The following is a 16,810-nucleotide window of genomic DNA, read 5'->3' as shown; positions in this document are numbered from 1 at the left end:
TCACTCCTTAATATTATTTTCCTGGTTCAATATTTTCTCAATAGCTTCTGGATGCTCAAGTAAATTGGTCATTTCGTCTGCCGGTAAGGGTTTACTAAAATAAAAGCCCTGAATCTGGTTGCAGTGATGCTTTTTCAAAAACTCGAGCTGCTTTTGTGTTTCGACTCCCTCGGCAAGCACCTCAAGATCCAAACTGCGCGCCATCGCAATGATTGCGTGAATAATGACTTCATCGTTACGATTTAACTGGATGTTATTGATAAATGAACGATCGATCTTAAGCCGGTTTAGTGAGAGATTTCTTAAATGATGCAAATTGGCATAACCTGTTCCAAAATCATCCAATGCAATCTCAATCCCTATTTCTTTCAACTCATTCATTTTTTGAATGATCATTTCATTGATTATTGAGCTTTCACTGAGTTCAAGTTCAAAATACTTAGGCGCTAATTGAGTTTCCTGCAAAATGGTTTTTATTTTTTGTACAAAATCGAGCTGGCTTATTTGTTGTGAAGTAAGGTTAACTGCCATTCGGATAGGCGGCAAACCCATTGCCTGCCAGCGTTTGTTCTGTTGACAAGCTTCTCTTATCACCCAGTCACCGATAGGGATCATCAGTCCGGTTCGCTCAGCCAAAGGAATAAAATCAATAGGCAGTAGCATGCCTTTTTGTGGATGAATCCAGCGAATTAATGCTTCTACTGCTTCCAGTTTATGATTTTCAATATGAAATTGCGGCTGGTACCAGACTGTAAACTCATTATTATTAACGGCCTGATAAAGATCTGATTCCAGTTCCAATTGCTCAAATACTTTCTCATTCATCTCTTTTGAATAAAATTGATATTGCCCGCCACCCATTTTTTTAGCGTGATACATTGCCGCATCCGCATTTCGCAGTAGTTCATCTGCTTCTTCCCCATCCCCGGGATAAGTGGCTATACCCATACTGCTGGAGATACTTAAACTGCGATTGGCAATAGTCATTGGTTCCTTGATGATCTGTAATATCTTTTGTGCCACATTATGAATGTAATCTATCTGCTTGAGCTCGGTAACGACAATAACAAATTCATCTCCACCGAGGCGAGATACTGTGTCAAAGGCACGAATAGTGGGGAGTAAACGTTTCGCGATGCGGATTAATAACTCATCGCCGGCGGAATGTCCGAGGCTATCGTTGATGAGTTTGAAACGATCAAGATCGAAAAATAGAATGGCAAAACTAATCTTATGGCGTTTGTAGGCAGCAATGGCCTGTTGAACTCTGTCATGCAAAAGGGCCCGGTTAGCCAATCCTGTGAGCATATCGTGCGTTGCCTGATATTTTAATTCCTCAGTGCGCTCTTCTACAGCCTGTTCCAGAGATTGTGTGTACGCTTTGGATTCGCCAATTAACTTCCATTTTCGGGTCAGCGCATAGGCTAATTGTCTAACCGCGATATGATCGAAAGGTTTTTTTAGAATCAGGAACTTATCACTATGGCCTAGCTCTTGTATCGTCTCTTCCCAGTTATAATCCGAAAAAGCAGTGCAGATAACGACGTGGATGTCAGGATCAATTGTCCAAATATTTTTTATAGTTTCGATGCCGTCCCATCCTGGCGGCATACGAATGTCTACAAACGCCAGAGCAAATGGTTTACCTTCATTCAGTGCTTTTTCAATCAGCGCAGCGCCATCCTGGCCCTGGGTTGCAGTATCAATTTTAAAGCGCGGCAAGATCAACTCATTGGCGTTGAGATTTTCCATATCAAATAATTGAGCGCCAAGATCATCCAAATCATTTTTGGCGTTTTTTGTCAGGATTTTTAAAAAGTCTTTATGGATTTCAACATTATCATCAATGACAATGATACGAAAATCATAATTATTATTGTCCATGCTTTTACAGTTTCTTCCTGGGTATATAAATTATAGCAATTGTGCAGCATTCTTTTGTAATCAATTGCTTAATCCCTGGATGAAATATAACCCAACAGCTTATGTATTTTTTTCTCTATTGGAATTTCAATTACTGTCACCCCTTTAAAAGCGAGGGCCTGCTGAAAGGCGGTTTTAATCTCATCGATATTGGCGGCAAAAGAAGCCTCGGCACCATAGCCTTTAGCCAGGGAAACGAGATCAAGACCAGGCAGGTCAAGCCCTGGAACATTAGGGGTATTCTCAAGCAATGCAAAGGACTTCAGTATGGCATATTCTTCATTTCTCAATGCCAGAATAATAAGATGAGTCTGATGCTGTACGCCGGTCCATATCGCCTGCAGTGAATATTGAAATGAACCGTCTCCAATAATCAGAATCACTGGCCGATTACGGCCGCTTTTTTGCTCGGCAAGCGCCAGCCCTACTGCTGCAGGCATATCCCAGCCCAATCCTCCCGAACTCATAGTATAAAAAGATTGAGGTTTAACGACAGTGCCCAAACCTGACTCTTGCAGATCATGAGTATTGGAAGGAGACTCCTGTACCAGAACATAGTCTTCAGGAGTTAGTCCAGACAGAATATCGAACACCTGCTTTGCCGTCAGCGGGTAAGCCGGTTGAACCGTAAGCTGACTTCGTTCCTGTTTACGATTAGTGGAAAAATTCTGGTCGATACCACGCTCTTTTACCTTATCTAATAATCCTTTTAAAGTTAGCAGGCTATCACTCACCAGACAATCCCCCACTGGCGCCTTGGCTGCCTCATAGGGATCATCAGTCACCTGAATCAGTCTCGCCCCCTCAGGTAAATAGTCACCAGCTATCCAGGGATAGTAGCGAAAAACCGGAGCTCCAATAACAATAATTAAATCATGGCCCTTAAGCATTTGGCTCAGCAGGCCTTTCGCCGACGGCAATTCGCCCTGATACAACAGATGGTCTTCTGGAAAAGACACCAGTTCGGAAAAGGGTCCTTTCCATACCGGACAGGCCAGTTTTTCCGCCAATAATACCGCCTCATTCCAGGCATTGCTGCGAGCGACATCGGCGCCATAAATAAGTACAGGGTTTTGGCTTTCATTAATTTGCCGGGCAAATTCATACAATCGCTCTGGATCTGGCCCAACTATTCGGGATGTTGAGCGAAAAATATCCACTTCATCAATCTCTTCGTCCCATAAATCAAGTGGAATTGAAAGAAACACAGGACCTTGCGGCGCCTGTATCGCCGTTGCATAAGCCCGCATAAATGCCGAAGGCACATCTTCAGGCCGCATCACCTCATAACTCCATTTCACCCAGGGCTTAGGTAAAATAGTCGACTCCACATTAGTGAGAAAAGGTTCCATTAACAGCATTTCACGGGTTTGCTGGCCAGCCGTAATAATCAGCGGCGTTTTATTCAGATAGGCTGTTAAAATACAACCCATGGCATTCCCCATGCCAGCACCTGTATGCACATTCACGAGCACGGGCTTACCAAGACCCTGCGCCAGACCGTCGGCAATACCGACAACGCTGGACTCCTGCAAAGCCAGAATAAAATTAAAATCATCTGGAAAATTGGCTAAAAAGGTTTCCTCAGTGGAACCTGGATTGGAAACAAAATTGCGCAGATCCAGTTTGCGCAAAAGATCGAATGTGGCGTCCCTTACCGTTGGCATAGGATTTCTTCCCTGAGTTATTTCTAAATAGTATAGATTATCAAAGAAATACAGGAAGCACTTTACAGAATCAGTTTAATCGAAGAGACAACCGCCTGGGCTTGCTTCTCATCTGCCGAAGCTGGTTTGAAATGAACCGGGCCTGAATATCGCATCACTAAGTCTTTCTGCTCTTGCTCGTCTCCGAGGATTGCATTGAGACGTCTGATTTCGAGCTGAGAAGTTACAATCACCCAATCCTGTTCGCCAGCCTGCACCTGTTTCAGAAAAAAGTCCTTGAATTGAATTAGCGATCTCTTCTCATCCAGGGAATAAAACTCCTGGCTATAAGGACTGAGGCTGTATATTTTCATAAAGCTTTCTTTTTCAGAGTTCAGATAGGCTATTTCTCCTATCATTAAAAACTCAATTTCGCCTTGCTCATCAGGCTCTATGCAACTTAGCTGATCTGAATTGCACAGTAACTCCATCTCAGTTTCATAACAGGCTTTTTCATTGAAACGATACTTAAATACGCCCTGCTTGATAGCAGTAATTACCAGTGATTGATTAAATACGGGATAGTTTTCGATGATGATATCGTCCGAAAGACTCTTAAGCCTTAAATCTCTCTTGTCTTTTATCAAACTTAACAGGGTATACAGTTTTGTCATGTATCACGTTGTAGCCTGGAAATTTCCAGGCTACTCCCAAATAATTGCCGAGGATTAATAGTAGCAGCCGAAACTGTCTTTACCAATGAACAGGCAATGGCTGTAGGCGCTAATATCCCGCACATAAGATGCTCCCTGATAATTCAGGACAATTTGCCGAGCTTGCAAATGGACCTCAGGTGTAAAATAGGCTTCTTCGGCCTGACACTGTTTTTTAATCAGCTTCCAGTCACTATTTTTTAAAGGCTGGGAAGTGAGTTGATGGTTTCGGCAGGCTTTAAGATTCAACTCCTGGAAACTGGGCGGACTGATGATGGCATCAAAAGTTGCGGCAGCAGCCTTAACTGCATTGTCTGCATCCAGAATTCCATGTCCACAAGGCTTGGAACCTGTGCATGACTTATTGCTGTCTGATGTTTTGCCAAATGGATGAGTTGTGGCATACAAAATCTGCTCAACTTTTTCCGGTGTGATCTGACCCTCGCTAATTGCATACACAAGCCCGGCGACACCTGCGGCATGAGGGGCGGCCATACTGGTGCCCTGATAAAAATCATAACCGCTATGCTGGTAGCCGCCGCCGGGTTTTACCGTAGATAAAATGGCTCCGGATCGTCCATAACGTGCATCACCACCGGGTGCTGCAAAACTCACACCCGGGCCATAATTTGAATAATAGGCGCGCAGACCTTCAGGTCCAGTGGAAGCCACTCTAATTGCTCCATTACAAACACCCGGCGCATTATAATGCTCCCACTCATTGTCATTTCCAGCAGCAACAGTTACCACAGCGCCCTGATGTCTGGCGAAAAACATTGCCTCCTGTAAGGCTTCATCACAGTGATCCACTTCTTTTCCAGGACGCTCGTCCACACCAAAACTCATATTCAGAACTTTCGCTGGCCAGGGATTATGAGGAACACCGGGTACATCGCCTCCCACAGCCCAATAGATGGCATTAATAACCTGACTTTCATAAAACATCCCGGAATCATCCGGTATTTTTAAAGCCAGAATTTTTAGATGCTCACCCACCCCTAGCATGGTGTCGCTAACGGCCGCTATGGTGCCGGCCACATGGGTTCCGTGATAGGAGCCGGTTTCATCAGCCAGGTTTCGGTTATTACCCGCAAAATTCCAACCCCAGATATTACCCTTTTCATCTTTCAACAGGTTATTTAAAAGAGCTGGATGCGCCTCAATCCCTGTATCCAATACCGCCACGACAACCGGGGGAGAGCTTTCTCCACTCGTATACATCCATGCCCCATCACGTTTGTCTGGACCGCTCTCAAGCATAATACCGCCGGGTGCAGTAAATTCATCCCACTGCAAGCTATGATTCAATTCGATGTCTGCCAGGCCATTAGGTAAAGGCAATGGTTTAAAATGCCCTATTCTATCTTTGACTACATACAGAATGCGGGGATCTTTTTTCAAGTCCTTAATAGCCTTTTGCAATTCTTTTTCCTGTGAAAGACCGGCTTTGGAATGCGCAGTATGCAGGCTTAAGGAATACGCTCCGCCAGCAATCGGCTTTAAGGAGTCAATTGTCCAGTCTTGGGAAGACTGCAAATGCTGTAAAAGCGAACTCGAGGAAACTGGCTCTTTGTATTTAATGATCAATTTCAAAGAATCATTCTGAGCAAAACCGGAAAACGATAGGATTGAACCCAGTAAGACGGATGGTAATCGCATGAATATGCCTCCCTGGCATGTCATTTTAATAAGGGAAATATCATCGCATGATAACAGGCGATCTGCCAAGACTACAATTCATTTGCAGAACCGTTTAGCGTCTATACTACCTGACCTGCAGCCCAACCTGATGACCAGGCCCACTGAAAATTATACCCGCCCAGCCAGCCGCTGACATCGAGCACTTCACCAATAAAATAAAGCCCTGGTACTTTTTTTGACTCGAAGGTCTGGGAAGATATTTCATTACAATCAACACCACCCAATGTCACTTCTGCCGTACGATAGCCTTCTGTAGCATTGGGCTTGATTGACCAAGCCTGTAGTTTCTCGGCAACTTGCTGTAATTGTTTGTGATTGAATTGTTTAAGCGGCTTTTCCAATACCTCAGCCTCATAAAAAACATCCAGCACCCGCTTGGCTGTGAATCGGGATAATACCGTTTTTAGGAAACTATCCGGCGAGCTATGTCGGCTCTGCAATAGTTCTTCATACAAATTAATCTGGGGTAAAAACTGAATATTTACTTCTTGTCCAGGCAACCAGTAGGAAGAAATTTGTAATATGGCAGGACCACTTAATCCTCGATGGGTAAACAAGACATTTTCCTGAAAAGAAATCCTGTTACAACTCACTGAACTTTCGACCGAAATTCCAGTCAATTCCGCCAGACGCTCCTTGTCCTTTTCATGCAGTGTGAACGGTACAAGTCCCGCTCTGGTCGGATAAACATTCAAGTCGAATTGAGCGGCTATCTGATAGCCAAATGGACTGGAACCCAAGGTAGGAATCGACAAACCACCGCTGGCGATAACCAGCGAATCACAATGATAAGTTCCCTGCCCGGATACGACTATAAAATGATTGTCTTTTTTCACAACAGAACTAATCGAATGATTCAATCTAATCTCAACATTATTTTTTCGGCATTCTGCTAAAAGCATATCGACAATTAAATGAGACTTTTCTTCACAGAAAAGCTGCCCCGCCGTTTTCTCATAAAAGGCAATTTTATGGCGTTTGACCAGTTCAATAAAATCCCATTGGGTGTAACGCTTGAGTGCTGATTTACAAAAATGCGGATTATGAGAGATATACTGCTCGGGGCTGGCATATAAATTGGTAAAATTACAACGGCCGCCTCCTGACATCAGTATTTTTTTACCGGGCTTATTACTTTTGTCGAGAATCAGTACGCGGCGCCCGCGGGCTGCTGCTTCTATACCGCACATCATTCCCGCAGCGCCAGCGCCCACGACTATCACATCCACTTTATTAATCATTTTTTTGACAACAACTTAAGTTAAATTTAAAGAAATGGGCGAGCTTAAGCAATTTCTTTTATAAAAGGCATCCACTTGTTCCTGGAATTTTCGAGAGTCCTCACTATCCTCAATAAAAAATTCCATTGCCTGATCCTCATTGCCATAATCAATAATTTCAGGCATTTGCAAATGATCTTGGGAAAAATTATGGATCCTGTCTCCCCATATTACTTTTTCTCGGCAATCGAATTGCCCAACCAGGGGTCCCAATTGCAAACTCCGGGTTTTAGTAAGCCCAATGACCTCTCTTGCCATCCACACAGACGGCAGCGGGAATGCACCGGGTACTATTACTTGCCGCCATTTACCGCCAGGAGAAAAATAAGCGCCCTTGAGCAGGCAGGCATAGAGGTATTTTTTTTGGTTAGAGGGAAGCTGATCATAAAACACTGCAGCGACCTCTGGCAGTAATGAGAAACATATTGAGCCTTTGTTCAGGCCGGTTTCAGAATTCGCGGCCACAAAGAGTTCATCATTCGTGCGAAAACCGCCCTTCTCTATCATCTCCGCAGGAGAACTGGTACATAAGCGATAAACAATTCTTCCCGGTAAAAAGCTGCCCTCCATTACACGAGGGAATTTCTCACGCATTTTGTCAGCCGTTTTTTTATGATGCTCTTCTAACTCAAGGACTTTCAATGGATCAGGCCGTGCTCCAAAGGTTTTGAAATTGGAACATAAGCCTTCCGGCAGTGTTGAAAAAAACCGCTGCCCCGACCAGATTGTATTATTTTTTAGAACAGTTGACAAAAAGCGCATTTCTACAACCCTACAGCAAATTTATCGCTTTGAACTATGGCAAAACGTTTTTTATTTTAACTAATTGATATAATTTAGCCATATAGACTTCCGGTGTCTACTCTTTTTATGAAGGCCTGGCTAACTTGACTGATTTTATTATCATACTGCTGTTTTTTTGAGAACAAAGCAGGCTAATTCCGCTATAATGGCATTATTTAATGTCTTAAAACCATCATGGCTCAAAAAACAGGCAGCGCTAATTTACCCTTACATTATGGCAGGGTTCCTCAATGGCTAGCTGAACGCATGGCCAAATTGGGGGCCGTCATGAGTCAAGCCATTATTCATCATTATGGCCGAGATGAGTTTTTGCGGCGCTTAGCGAATCCCTTCTGGTTCCAATCCTTTGGTGCGGTGATGGGAATGGATTGGCATTCCTCAGGAATTACGACCAGTGTCCTCGGGGCGCTTAAGAGAGGATTAAATCCCTTGTCACGCGAACTGGGGATTCATGTATGCGGAGGCCGTGGAAAATATTCACGCCAAACGCCGCAGGAGCTTATCACCATTGGACATGAGGTTGGTTTTAACGGCCAGCAACTGGCCCAATCCAGCCGCCTGGTGGCCAAGGTGGATAGCGCTGCCATTCAGGATGGATTTGATCTTTACTTACATGGTTTTATCGTAACAGATGATGGGAAATGGGCCGTTATTCAGCAGGGCATGAACACCAATAAAAAACAGGCACGCCGATACCATTGGTTATCTGAAGGTCTGGAGAATTTTATCAATGCTCCTCATGCAGCGATTGAAGGACGGCATCAGGGCGATATTATTAATCTGACTGACCAGCGCGCGGAACTCTCCAGAAGCTCGCAGCTGGATCTTTTAAAGACACTTTCACCCGAGCGCATTCTGACTGAAGCTGAACATTGTAAACACATCAGTTCGCAAATAGTTCCCAGCCATAGCAATCAACTTTTATTACCTCATTTGGATATGCCGGATCATCATGAGGTCAGATCTGAAAATATTTCCATGAAGCGTTTGCATGGCAATATAGCCGCAGCCATTGAACGCGGCCCTGAGGATTTTTCAGAGCTGCTCTTAACTCCTGGCGTAGGTGCCAGAACAGTATTAGCACTGGCAATGGTTGCTGAAGTGATTCACGGAGCACCCTATCGATTTTCCGATCCGGCCCGTTTTTCACTGGCTCACGGGGGTAAGGACCGGCATCCCTTTCCAGTTCCTGTTAAAGTTTACGATGAAACAATCCGGGTTTTGAAAACGGCAGTACAAAAGGCAAGTCTTGGAGAAGGTGATAAACTGAATGCGATCAAACGCCTCGATGAACAGGCTCGCAAGCTGGAACATCACATCATCAGCGGCCCCAATTTTGAAGAGATTATTGCACATGAAAAAAGGGTGTCGTCTTTATATGGCGGCAGGAGTGTGTTTGGGATTGAGAAGTAATCAGGGCACCAATTATAAGGCTGCATCATGTTAATAATACTGGGTGGTTTACCAGGTACAGGTAAAAGTACTATTGCCAGGCAATTGGCCAAAACAATAGAGGCGGTTTATTTACGCATTGACAGCATTGAGCAGGCAATAAAAAATGCGTCTCAGTATAGTAATCAGGGCGGGATACAAGTCATCGCTGAGGGCTATATGACTGCTTATGCAATAGCGAAAGATAATCTGGAAATTGGCTTAACGGTGGTTACCGACTCTGTTAATCCCGTTGAAATTACCCGAGAAGCCTATCGAAAAATTGCAAGAGAGATGAATAAGCCCTATCTTGAAATTGAAATCATTTGCTCGGATAAAGCGATCCATAAAGAACGAGTTGAAACAAGACAAATCAATATTCAGGGTTTAACACCACCCACCTGGCAGGAAGTTCTTGACAGAGATTATGAGTTATGGGAAAGCAAGAAGCTAACGATTGATACTGCAATCCATACCCCTGAACAAGCAATTAAGGAAATTATTGCCAGGCTTGGTCAAAAATAAATCTGCAGGCGATGCTCCTCAGTGTTTAGACTATAATCTGATCAAATCACAACTGTGTAATATTTATGCACACGACTGCTTCTGATTTTTCTCATTTGCTGAAAGTGCTGACTGATATTGGAACTGCCCTTTCTGCTGAAAAAAATCATATCCTGCTGCTGGAATCCATTCTGATGAAAGCCCAGGAAATCACCCATGCCGATGGCGGCACTTTGTATACATGCACCGATGATCAAAAACTCAGATTCGAGATCCTGATTAATAAATCACTTAAACTTCATCTGGGAGGAACCAGTCAAAACCAGAATAAACTTGACGATCTGCCTTTATATAACGAGCAAGGCGAAGCCAATAAAAATATGCTGGCTCCCTGGGCCGCCATTAGTAAAAAAACGATTCATATTGAAGACGCCTACAAAGATACGCGGTTTAAGCTATCAGGAACCAAGCAATTCGACCAGCAAATGAATTATCATTCCCAATCGTTTTTTGTAGTTCCAATGACCAATCATCTGAATGAGGTCATTGGGGTGCTTCAATTAATTAATGCCATTAATCCTGAAACAAAAAAAATCAGTTCCTTCTCAAAGCTGAGTCAGCAAATGGTTGAATCTCTGGCCTCACAAGCGGCTATTACCATTACCAACCAACGGCTGATTCAGGCACAAAAAGAGCTTTTTGATTCATTGATACAGCTCATTGCCAAAGCAATTGACGAGAAGTCTCCATATACAGGTGGTCATTGCCGGCGTGTACCCATAATTACCCGCATGATTGCTGAAGCTGCATGTGAAGTAGATTATGGTCCATTGAAACACTTTAGCATGACCGAAGAGGAAATGTACGAGTTGGAAGTCGCTGCCTGGCTTCATGATTGCGGAAAAATTTCAATCCCGGAAGCAGTGGTTGATAAAGCAACCAAACTTGAAACGATCATTGATGGGATTAAGTGGATTGACACACGATTTGAAGTGCTACAGCGTGATGCCATCATCGCTTCTTTGCAAGCCAAAATTAAGAAATTAACCGGCACAGAATTTGATTTATCTCAGGATAATCAATTGCAGGAACAATTGAATATCTTAGATCAGGAGCGCGATTTAATTCGAAAAATGAATCAGGGAAAAGAGTTTACTCAGGATGAAGACATCGAGGCCATGAAGAAAATAGCGCAGCGTCAATGGATTTCCTCGCTGGGCCAAAAGGAAGATCTCCTTTCCGAAACTGAAAGGCAAATGCTGTCGATTCGCCGCGGCACTCTGTCTTCGCAAGAAAGAGAAATCATCAACAACCATGTCAAAGTTACTATTAAAATGCTGGAGTCTTTACCCTACCCCAAAAATCTGCGGAATGTTCCGCTTTATGCGGGCGGGCATCACGAAAAACTGGATGGAACAGGCTATCCTCGCGGATTAACCAAAGAACAGCTTCCTATACAAGCGCGTATTATTGCGCTCGCGGATATTTTTGAAGCGCTCACAGCAAGCGACAGACCTTATAAAAAAGCAATTCCTTTGGAAGAAGCACTTGAAATTCTCAATCAAATGAAAATCGAAGGTAAAATTGACCCTGATTTGATGAACGTGTTCCTATCCGAAAAAATCTATGAGCGCTATGCTCGGGAATATCTGTAGAGCCGAATATAAAGTGACTCAGCCAATATAATCCACTACAATCCGACTGCAGCCCTTCCTTAGGACTGCAAAAATCACCTTAATTGATTTAAAGGGATAATATTTTTTTAAGGATGTTGCTTATGTCTAAATTCTCCACCTTTTCTATCTATCACTTTTCTCAAGCCTCTGAAAACGAATGAAGAGGGCGAGACGCCCGTATCCTCTGCAAAATTGGGGTAAAATAGCAGTAGTGATGAGTAATCAAAGAGGGGTTTACATCCTGTTTATAATGCTGTAGTCCTCTCGCCCCTCAGGGGAGAGAGTTAGAGAGAGGGGATTTCTGTCAATTATCCTGCCAGCTTGCAATACGCTTCATTAAAAGGCCGCAACCGTACAAAACGGCTCCTGTTAAAATAAGACATAAAATGCGAACCACTGTGGGCGTCGATGCCGTGTCATACAGAAGCGCCTTTCCAGCGGCGACGCTTAAAATTAACAAAGCGGATTTTGCCATTGTTTTATCCTGACGGAAATAAGCATAGCCAATGACGCAGACAGCATATAATAGCCAGGAAGCTGATACGGCCAAGGAACTGATTTCATGGAAGAACTGGTATAATGCGCTGACTCCCAGCAGATGCGCAGCGAGTAACAAAGTCAACCCATATTCTTTTTTCTGAATCAAACTGCTGCGATGCCGGGTGATTAATAACCACAGACTTGCAAAGGATGCAAAAGAAACCAGGACCCATGAGTAAGTGCTGTTATTTAATAGATGCATTAGCATACTGCAATATTCGATAACCAGAATTAAAAAAACCGCAAGCGATGGAAGATAAAAAGCACCATCTCGCTGCTCCCCCAATAGTCTGACGGGAAGAAATGCGATACCCACTATAATTACCACAAAAAGCCAGGGCTTGAACGCATCAGGCAAAAGCTCAAGATAAAACGAATGGAAAAAAACGATGGTGGAAAATGCTAAAACCAAGGCTCTTGAACTGATTGCCCTATCTGGAAACCACTGCCTGGCAGATAGATAAAGACTGCAAAGGATAGCGGCAAAACCGATAGAAACCCAGGGAGCCAAGCCCGGATAAGCTCTATCGATATAAAAATATTCCATAGAATAAAATATCAGCAGTACAGGAAAAAAGGCCCAGGACTCCTTCTCTGTCAATGGCTCGGCGCCGTATTTTGAGTAGAGATAAGTTCCAATTGCGAAAACAAGAAAATGCAGAGCCAGGAAGATGGCAATAGTACTATCCATTTGTAAGCCAAGACCAATTAAACCAGTCACCAAAATGGATAAATAGGCTGCTACCACAATTAGAATTCGCGATTCCACCCAAATGGAGATGGTCGCGTAAGTCAGCGAGCAAATTAGAAAATAGTATAATGAAAACAAGGTATTGGCATTTATATTTAAAACAACAGGGGCTAAATACGAGCCTATTGCGGCAATAATGGAATAAATATCGTGCCTGAATTTTAAATAAAGTGTAATACATAGAACTGAGATTAAACTGGTTAATACAATCGCAGTTTCAAATGAAATTAAAAAATAAAGACGATGCGCGGCAAAATTACTTAGATACAATACAATAATCCCCGCCGCAGGAAGGAGACTGGCATAGTATTTATCAATGGCGATAAACACAAAACCGCTGCCAATCAGAAGTGCTCCGAATAAAAAGGCCAGGCCGATTTGCCGTTCTGGCGTTAACCAGCCCGATTCAATGGAGAGTTTGATGATAAAGCCTGCGGCGAGAATAAAACAAAGTGTTGCCACTAATCCAAGCCAGTTTCCTTGCTTAGGTGCTCTGGCAGGCTCTTTTGTTCTCCGCTCACTTACACGCGTTTCCTCAGAAATTTCTTCAGAAACGGGCAGATGGAGAATAGTCTCTATTTGCCCCAGTCTTTTTTCAATCAGCAGCAGTCGTTGCTCCAATAAGCTAAAATCCATTTAACTCTCCGTATCCTGATTATAACAAGGCAGCGAGACGACAGGCTTGATCAATGGCATGACGAGCATCCAGCTCCAGCGCTTTGAATGCTCCTCCAATTAAATGAACAGATCGCCCCCCTTCTTTCAAGGGCTCGTATAAATCCTTTAATTCAGTCTGGCCTGCACAAATCACCACCGAATCGACCTCGAGGCATTCTGGCTTTTCATCGATAAGAACATGTAGACCCTGATCATCAATTCGCTGGTATTGAACTCCGGATAACATCTTGACCTGTTTATGTTTCAGGCTAAGGCGATGAATCCATCCCGTTGTTTTCCCAAGATTTTTTCCAAGCTTTTCTTTTTTACGCTGCAGGAGATAAACCTTTCGCGGGCTTTTGCTTACAGAGGCGGGTTTGATCCCTCCCCGATGCTCTCCTTCCAGATCAATACCCCATTCATTAAGGAAACTATCAGCATCTGGGCCATGATGTTCATGGGTTAAAAATTCCGCGACATCAAAACCGATACCGCCAGCGCCAATAATCGCCACTCGTTCACCTGGAATTTTCTTCTCTCTGATCACATCGATGTAACTCATCACTTTCGGATGATCGATACCTGGAATATCGGGAACCCGCGGCTTAATTCCTGTTGCAATAACTATCTCATCAAAAGATTCCAAAAGCCCGGGGTGCCCTGCGGTATTCAGCTTGATAGTTACCTTGTATTTGTCAAGCTGCTGAGTGAAATAATCAATGGTATGTTGAAACTCTTCTTTACCAGGAACTCGTTTGGCCAGGTTAAACTGCCCTCCAAGTTCGTTCCCCTTTTCAAAGAGTGTTACATGATGACCCCGTTCAGCCGCTGTAGCCGCAAATGCCAGACCAGCGGGACCTGCTCCAACCACCGCAATTTTTTTAGGATTGGATGCAGCCTGATAGATTAATTCCGTTTCGTTACAGGCTCTGGGATTCACCAGACAGGAAGCGGTTTTATTAACAAATACCCGATCCAGACAAGCCTGATTACAAGCGATGCAAACATTAATTGCCTCACTTTCCCCCAAACGAGCTTTTTCAGCAAAAAGAGGATCTGCCAGAAAAGGCCGCGCCATTGAGATCATATCAGCAACCCCTGCTTCCAAGAGCTGATTTGCTTTCTCTGGCGTATTAATACGATTTGAAGTAATCACCGGAATACTGATTTCAGGCTTCAGGCGTTGTGTGACACGGGTAAACACCGCGGGTGGAACCATTGTAGCTATTGTGGGAATACGTGCCTCATGCCAGCCGATTCCGGTATTGATAAGACTCGCCCCGGCCGCCTCAATGGCCTTCGCTAATAAAACAACCTCCTCCCAGCTGCTTCCATCTGCAATTAAATCCAGCATCGACAAACGATAAATAATGATAAACCGTTCACCGACTGCCTCACGAACGCTCTTAATGATTTCAACCGGAAAACGAATACGGTTATTGAAGGAGCCGCCCCATTCATCCTGACGTTGGTTGGTATGGGTCACGATAAACTGGTTAATAAGATACCCTTCGCTACCCATAATCTCAACGCCGTCATAACCGGCCTCTTGAGCCAACTTCGCACAGCGGGCAAAGTGCTTAATGGTTTTAAGAATTCTACCCTTGCTCATTTCCCAGGGTTTAAACGGGCTAATCGGTGATTTGATGCCGCTTGGAGCGACGTTGAAAGGGTGGTAGCCATAGCGTCCGGCATGTAAAATCTGCAATGCAATTTTTCCACCCGCTTCATGCACAGTTTGAGTAATTAGCTCATGCCGCTGAACTTCCTTATTATTGCTTAACTTTGCGGCAAAAGGGGCCAGGCGCCCGGAGCGATTGGGTGCGATTCCCCCTGTGACGATAAGGCCTGCACCTCCCAAGGCTCTCTCGCGGTAAAAAGCGGCCAGACGCTGCAATCCCTCTTTATCTTCCTCGAGGCCTGTATGCATGGAACCCATCAGTAGTCGATTTTTTATTTGAGTGAACCCTAAATCGAGCGGCTGAAACAATGCCGCAAAAGGCGTGTTAGTAATTTTCAGTTCCATGAATACTCACCTAGATAGTAAAATTATGATTATAAAACTTTTATTCTATTTTGACAGTGTAACCTATAAACAAAGCGCATCAAGACTGAAACTTATATAAATGACTTATTTTTGCTCGAGAATCCAGAGTCTCAGCAAAATCACCGCAACAGATTTAATATTTTGTTAATGGAACAGAGTTATAATTTACATATACACTGATAAAAAAGACAGTTCTATGAGCAGAACAAATTTGCAACTGGGGGCATCTGATGTAGAGACCCGTTTGCACCATCTTTTTGGTTCAAAGTCCCCTTCAGAATTTATCAAACCCTCTGATAAAATCGATTTTGAGTTTTTTTCGAAAGAAAATATTAAGGGCTATATTTACAAACCTAACGGCAGTGGTTTTGATCCTAAAAAATATTGGGTAGAAGAAAATAACAATCAGATTATTATTACCACCGCAGTCTCTGTGCATCATTCTGTGTCTGAAAAAGGAACTTATGTTACTAATTTCAAAAAGGAAGAGTTGGACGCAATCCTTAATCACATAAAATCCTTGCATCCCGACAAACCAGTTCATATGATTTCTCCACGAGTTGAGAGTGGTCTTCGTGAAGATCATATTGTTATTGAATACACCTGCCATGCTAATGTTTCCAAGACCTGTATTATCGACAGCAAAAGCTCGCCCAGTGGAAGAGCTCATGCAGAACTTTCGCGAATTCATACTGAAAAACAGGCATTTTTTAACTCCACTGATTGCGGTTTTCATGTGGTTCGCACAATACCAATACTGGTTAACATGATTAGAAACAATCAGACCGTTAACCAAACCACTCTAAGAAATCACTTACAAGTAACCGATTTTGAGCACTCAATCGCCTATGAAAAATTAAAAAAGCTCCTTGATATTTATAGTGATCGCACCGCTTCAGGCAACAAAAAACACAGCACGCTTTTCTTCTTCAGATTTGGCATTCTTCCATCGGTCAAGAAAGCCAGTGTCGAGAAAATTTTAGAGAATATTGACAATGACCGGGACATCTTCACCGGGATGAGCAAACCAGAAATTGAAGCAGCAAAAGATAGTGTTTTAGGTGAAACTGTAAAGGAGTATATGCGAACTGCAGCCGCTTCATTTCAGCCAAACCCCTTTATTCATCCCCGCTAGGC

General features: G+C 43.5%; 12 protein-coding genes. 4 read left to right on the top strand and 8 right to left on the bottom strand.

Features of this window, described 5'->3' with window-relative positions:
- The 6 genes from DYH61_RS05130 to DYH61_RS05105 all read right to left on the bottom strand — a co-directional run bounded on the left by DYH61_RS05130 (position 1) and on the right by DYH61_RS05105 (position 8,025).
- Positions 1-1,884, bottom strand: a complete 1,884-nt coding sequence (locus tag DYH61_RS05130; RefSeq protein ID WP_058508989.1) for an EAL domain-containing protein — start codon at positions 1,882-1,884, stop codon at positions 1-3.
- 68 nt (positions 1,885-1,952) lie between these two features.
- Positions 1,953-3,590, bottom strand: a complete 1,638-nt coding sequence (mdlC, locus tag DYH61_RS05125) for a benzoylformate decarboxylase (RefSeq protein WP_058508988.1) — start codon at positions 3,588-3,590, stop codon at positions 1,953-1,955.
- A gap of 62 nt (positions 3,591-3,652) precedes the next feature.
- Positions 3,653-4,243: a hypothetical protein gene (locus DYH61_RS05120; protein ID WP_058508987.1), complete on the bottom strand. Its 591-nt coding sequence runs from the start codon at positions 4,241-4,243 to the stop codon at positions 3,653-3,655.
- A 54-nt stretch (positions 4,244-4,297) separates the two neighbouring features.
- Positions 4,298-5,941, bottom strand: coding sequence for a S8 family peptidase (locus tag DYH61_RS05115; protein WP_058508986.1), 1,644 nt, complete (start codon positions 5,939-5,941; stop codon positions 4,298-4,300).
- A 101-nt stretch (positions 5,942-6,042) separates the two neighbouring features.
- The gene (locus tag DYH61_RS05110) at positions 6,043-7,221 is read right to left on the bottom strand and encodes a BaiN/RdsA family NAD(P)/FAD-dependent oxidoreductase (protein WP_058509038.1); all 1,179 of its coding nucleotides are present in this window, start codon (positions 7,219-7,221) and stop codon (positions 6,043-6,045) included.
- Positions 7,222-7,239: 18 nt separating this feature from the next.
- Positions 7,240-8,025, bottom strand: coding sequence for a hypothetical protein (locus DYH61_RS05105; protein ID WP_058508985.1), 786 nt, complete (start codon positions 8,023-8,025; stop codon positions 7,240-7,242).
- Between the two features lie 216 nt (positions 8,026-8,241).
- Here DYH61_RS05105 and DYH61_RS05100 point away from each other — a divergent pair, with 216 nt between their 5' ends.
- The 3 genes from DYH61_RS05100 (at position 8,242) to DYH61_RS05090 (ending at position 11,657) form a co-directional block, all read left to right on the top strand.
- Positions 8,242-9,480 carry a DUF763 domain-containing protein gene (locus DYH61_RS05100; RefSeq protein ID WP_058508984.1) on the top strand — a complete coding sequence of 413 codons (1,239 nt, stop codon included), beginning with the start codon at positions 8,242-8,244 and terminating at the stop codon, positions 9,478-9,480.
- A gap of 27 nt (positions 9,481-9,507) precedes the next feature.
- Positions 9,508-10,023 carry a P-loop nucleotide/nucleoside kinase family protein gene (locus DYH61_RS05095; RefSeq protein WP_058508983.1) on the top strand — a complete coding sequence of 172 codons (516 nt, stop codon included), beginning with the start codon at positions 9,508-9,510 and terminating at the stop codon, positions 10,021-10,023.
- 65 nt (positions 10,024-10,088) lie between these two features.
- Positions 10,089-11,657: an HD family phosphohydrolase gene (locus DYH61_RS05090; protein WP_058508982.1), complete on the top strand. Its 1,569-nt coding sequence runs from the start codon at positions 10,089-10,091 to the stop codon at positions 11,655-11,657.
- 325 nt (positions 11,658-11,982) lie between these two features.
- Here the strand turns inward: DYH61_RS05090 and DYH61_RS05085 are convergent, their stop codons facing one another.
- On the bottom strand, positions 11,983-13,605 hold the full coding sequence (locus DYH61_RS05085; RefSeq protein WP_058508981.1) for a DUF2339 domain-containing protein: 1,623 nt from the start codon (positions 13,603-13,605) through the stop codon (positions 11,983-11,985).
- Positions 13,606-13,624: 19 nt separating this feature from the next.
- On the bottom strand, positions 13,625-15,652 hold the full coding sequence (locus DYH61_RS05080; protein ID WP_058508980.1) for an NADPH-dependent 2,4-dienoyl-CoA reductase: 2,028 nt from the start codon (positions 15,650-15,652) through the stop codon (positions 13,625-13,627).
- A gap of 217 nt (positions 15,653-15,869) precedes the next feature.
- Here DYH61_RS05080 and DYH61_RS05075 point away from each other — a divergent pair, with 217 nt between their 5' ends.
- A complete protein-coding gene (locus DYH61_RS05075) occupies positions 15,870-16,808 on the top strand; it encodes a hypothetical protein (RefSeq protein ID WP_058508979.1) in 939 nt (312 codons plus the stop codon).
- Positions 16,809-16,810: the final 2 nt, after the last annotated feature.

The organism is Legionella quinlivanii (genome assembly GCF_900461555.1).
GTDB classification, from domain to species: domain Bacteria; phylum Pseudomonadota; class Gammaproteobacteria; order Legionellales; family Legionellaceae; genus Legionella_C; species Legionella_C quinlivanii.
Note: the sequence above shows the minus strand (reverse complement) of the source record. Positions and strands in the feature narration are given on the sequence as shown.

What these genes read in the sequence shown, in the direction of transcription:
- DYH61_RS05130 (WP_058508989.1), bottom strand. Translation starts at nt 1,884, where the DNA reads ATGGACAATAATAATTATGATTTTCGTATCATTGTCATTGATGATAAT.
- mdlC (WP_058508988.1), bottom strand. Translation starts at nt 3,590, where the DNA reads ATGCCAACGGTAAGGGACGCCACATTCGATCTTTTGCGCAAACTGGAT.
- DYH61_RS05120 (WP_058508987.1), bottom strand. Translation starts at nt 4,243, where the DNA reads ATGACAAAACTGTATACCCTGTTAAGTTTGATAAAAGACAAGAGAGAT.
- DYH61_RS05115 (WP_058508986.1), bottom strand. Translation starts at nt 5,941, where the DNA reads ATGCGATTACCATCCGTCTTACTGGGTTCAATCCTATCGTTTTCCGGT.
- DYH61_RS05105 (WP_058508985.1), bottom strand. Translation starts at nt 8,025, where the DNA reads ATGCGCTTTTTGTCAACTGTTCTAAAAAATAATACAATCTGGTCGGGG.
- DYH61_RS05100 (WP_058508984.1), top strand. Translation starts at nt 8,242, where the DNA reads ATGGCTCAAAAAACAGGCAGCGCTAATTTACCCTTACATTATGGCAGG.
- DYH61_RS05095 (WP_058508983.1), top strand. Translation starts at nt 9,508, where the DNA reads ATGTTAATAATACTGGGTGGTTTACCAGGTACAGGTAAAAGTACTATT.
- DYH61_RS05090 (WP_058508982.1), top strand. Translation starts at nt 10,089, where the DNA reads ATGCACACGACTGCTTCTGATTTTTCTCATTTGCTGAAAGTGCTGACT.
- DYH61_RS05085 (WP_058508981.1), bottom strand. Translation starts at nt 13,605, where the DNA reads ATGGATTTTAGCTTATTGGAGCAACGACTGCTGCTGATTGAAAAAAGA.
- DYH61_RS05080 (WP_058508980.1), bottom strand. Translation starts at nt 15,652, where the DNA reads ATGGAACTGAAAATTACTAACACGCCTTTTGCGGCATTGTTTCAGCCG.
- DYH61_RS05075 (WP_058508979.1), top strand. Translation starts at nt 15,870, where the DNA reads ATGAGCAGAACAAATTTGCAACTGGGGGCATCTGATGTAGAGACCCGT.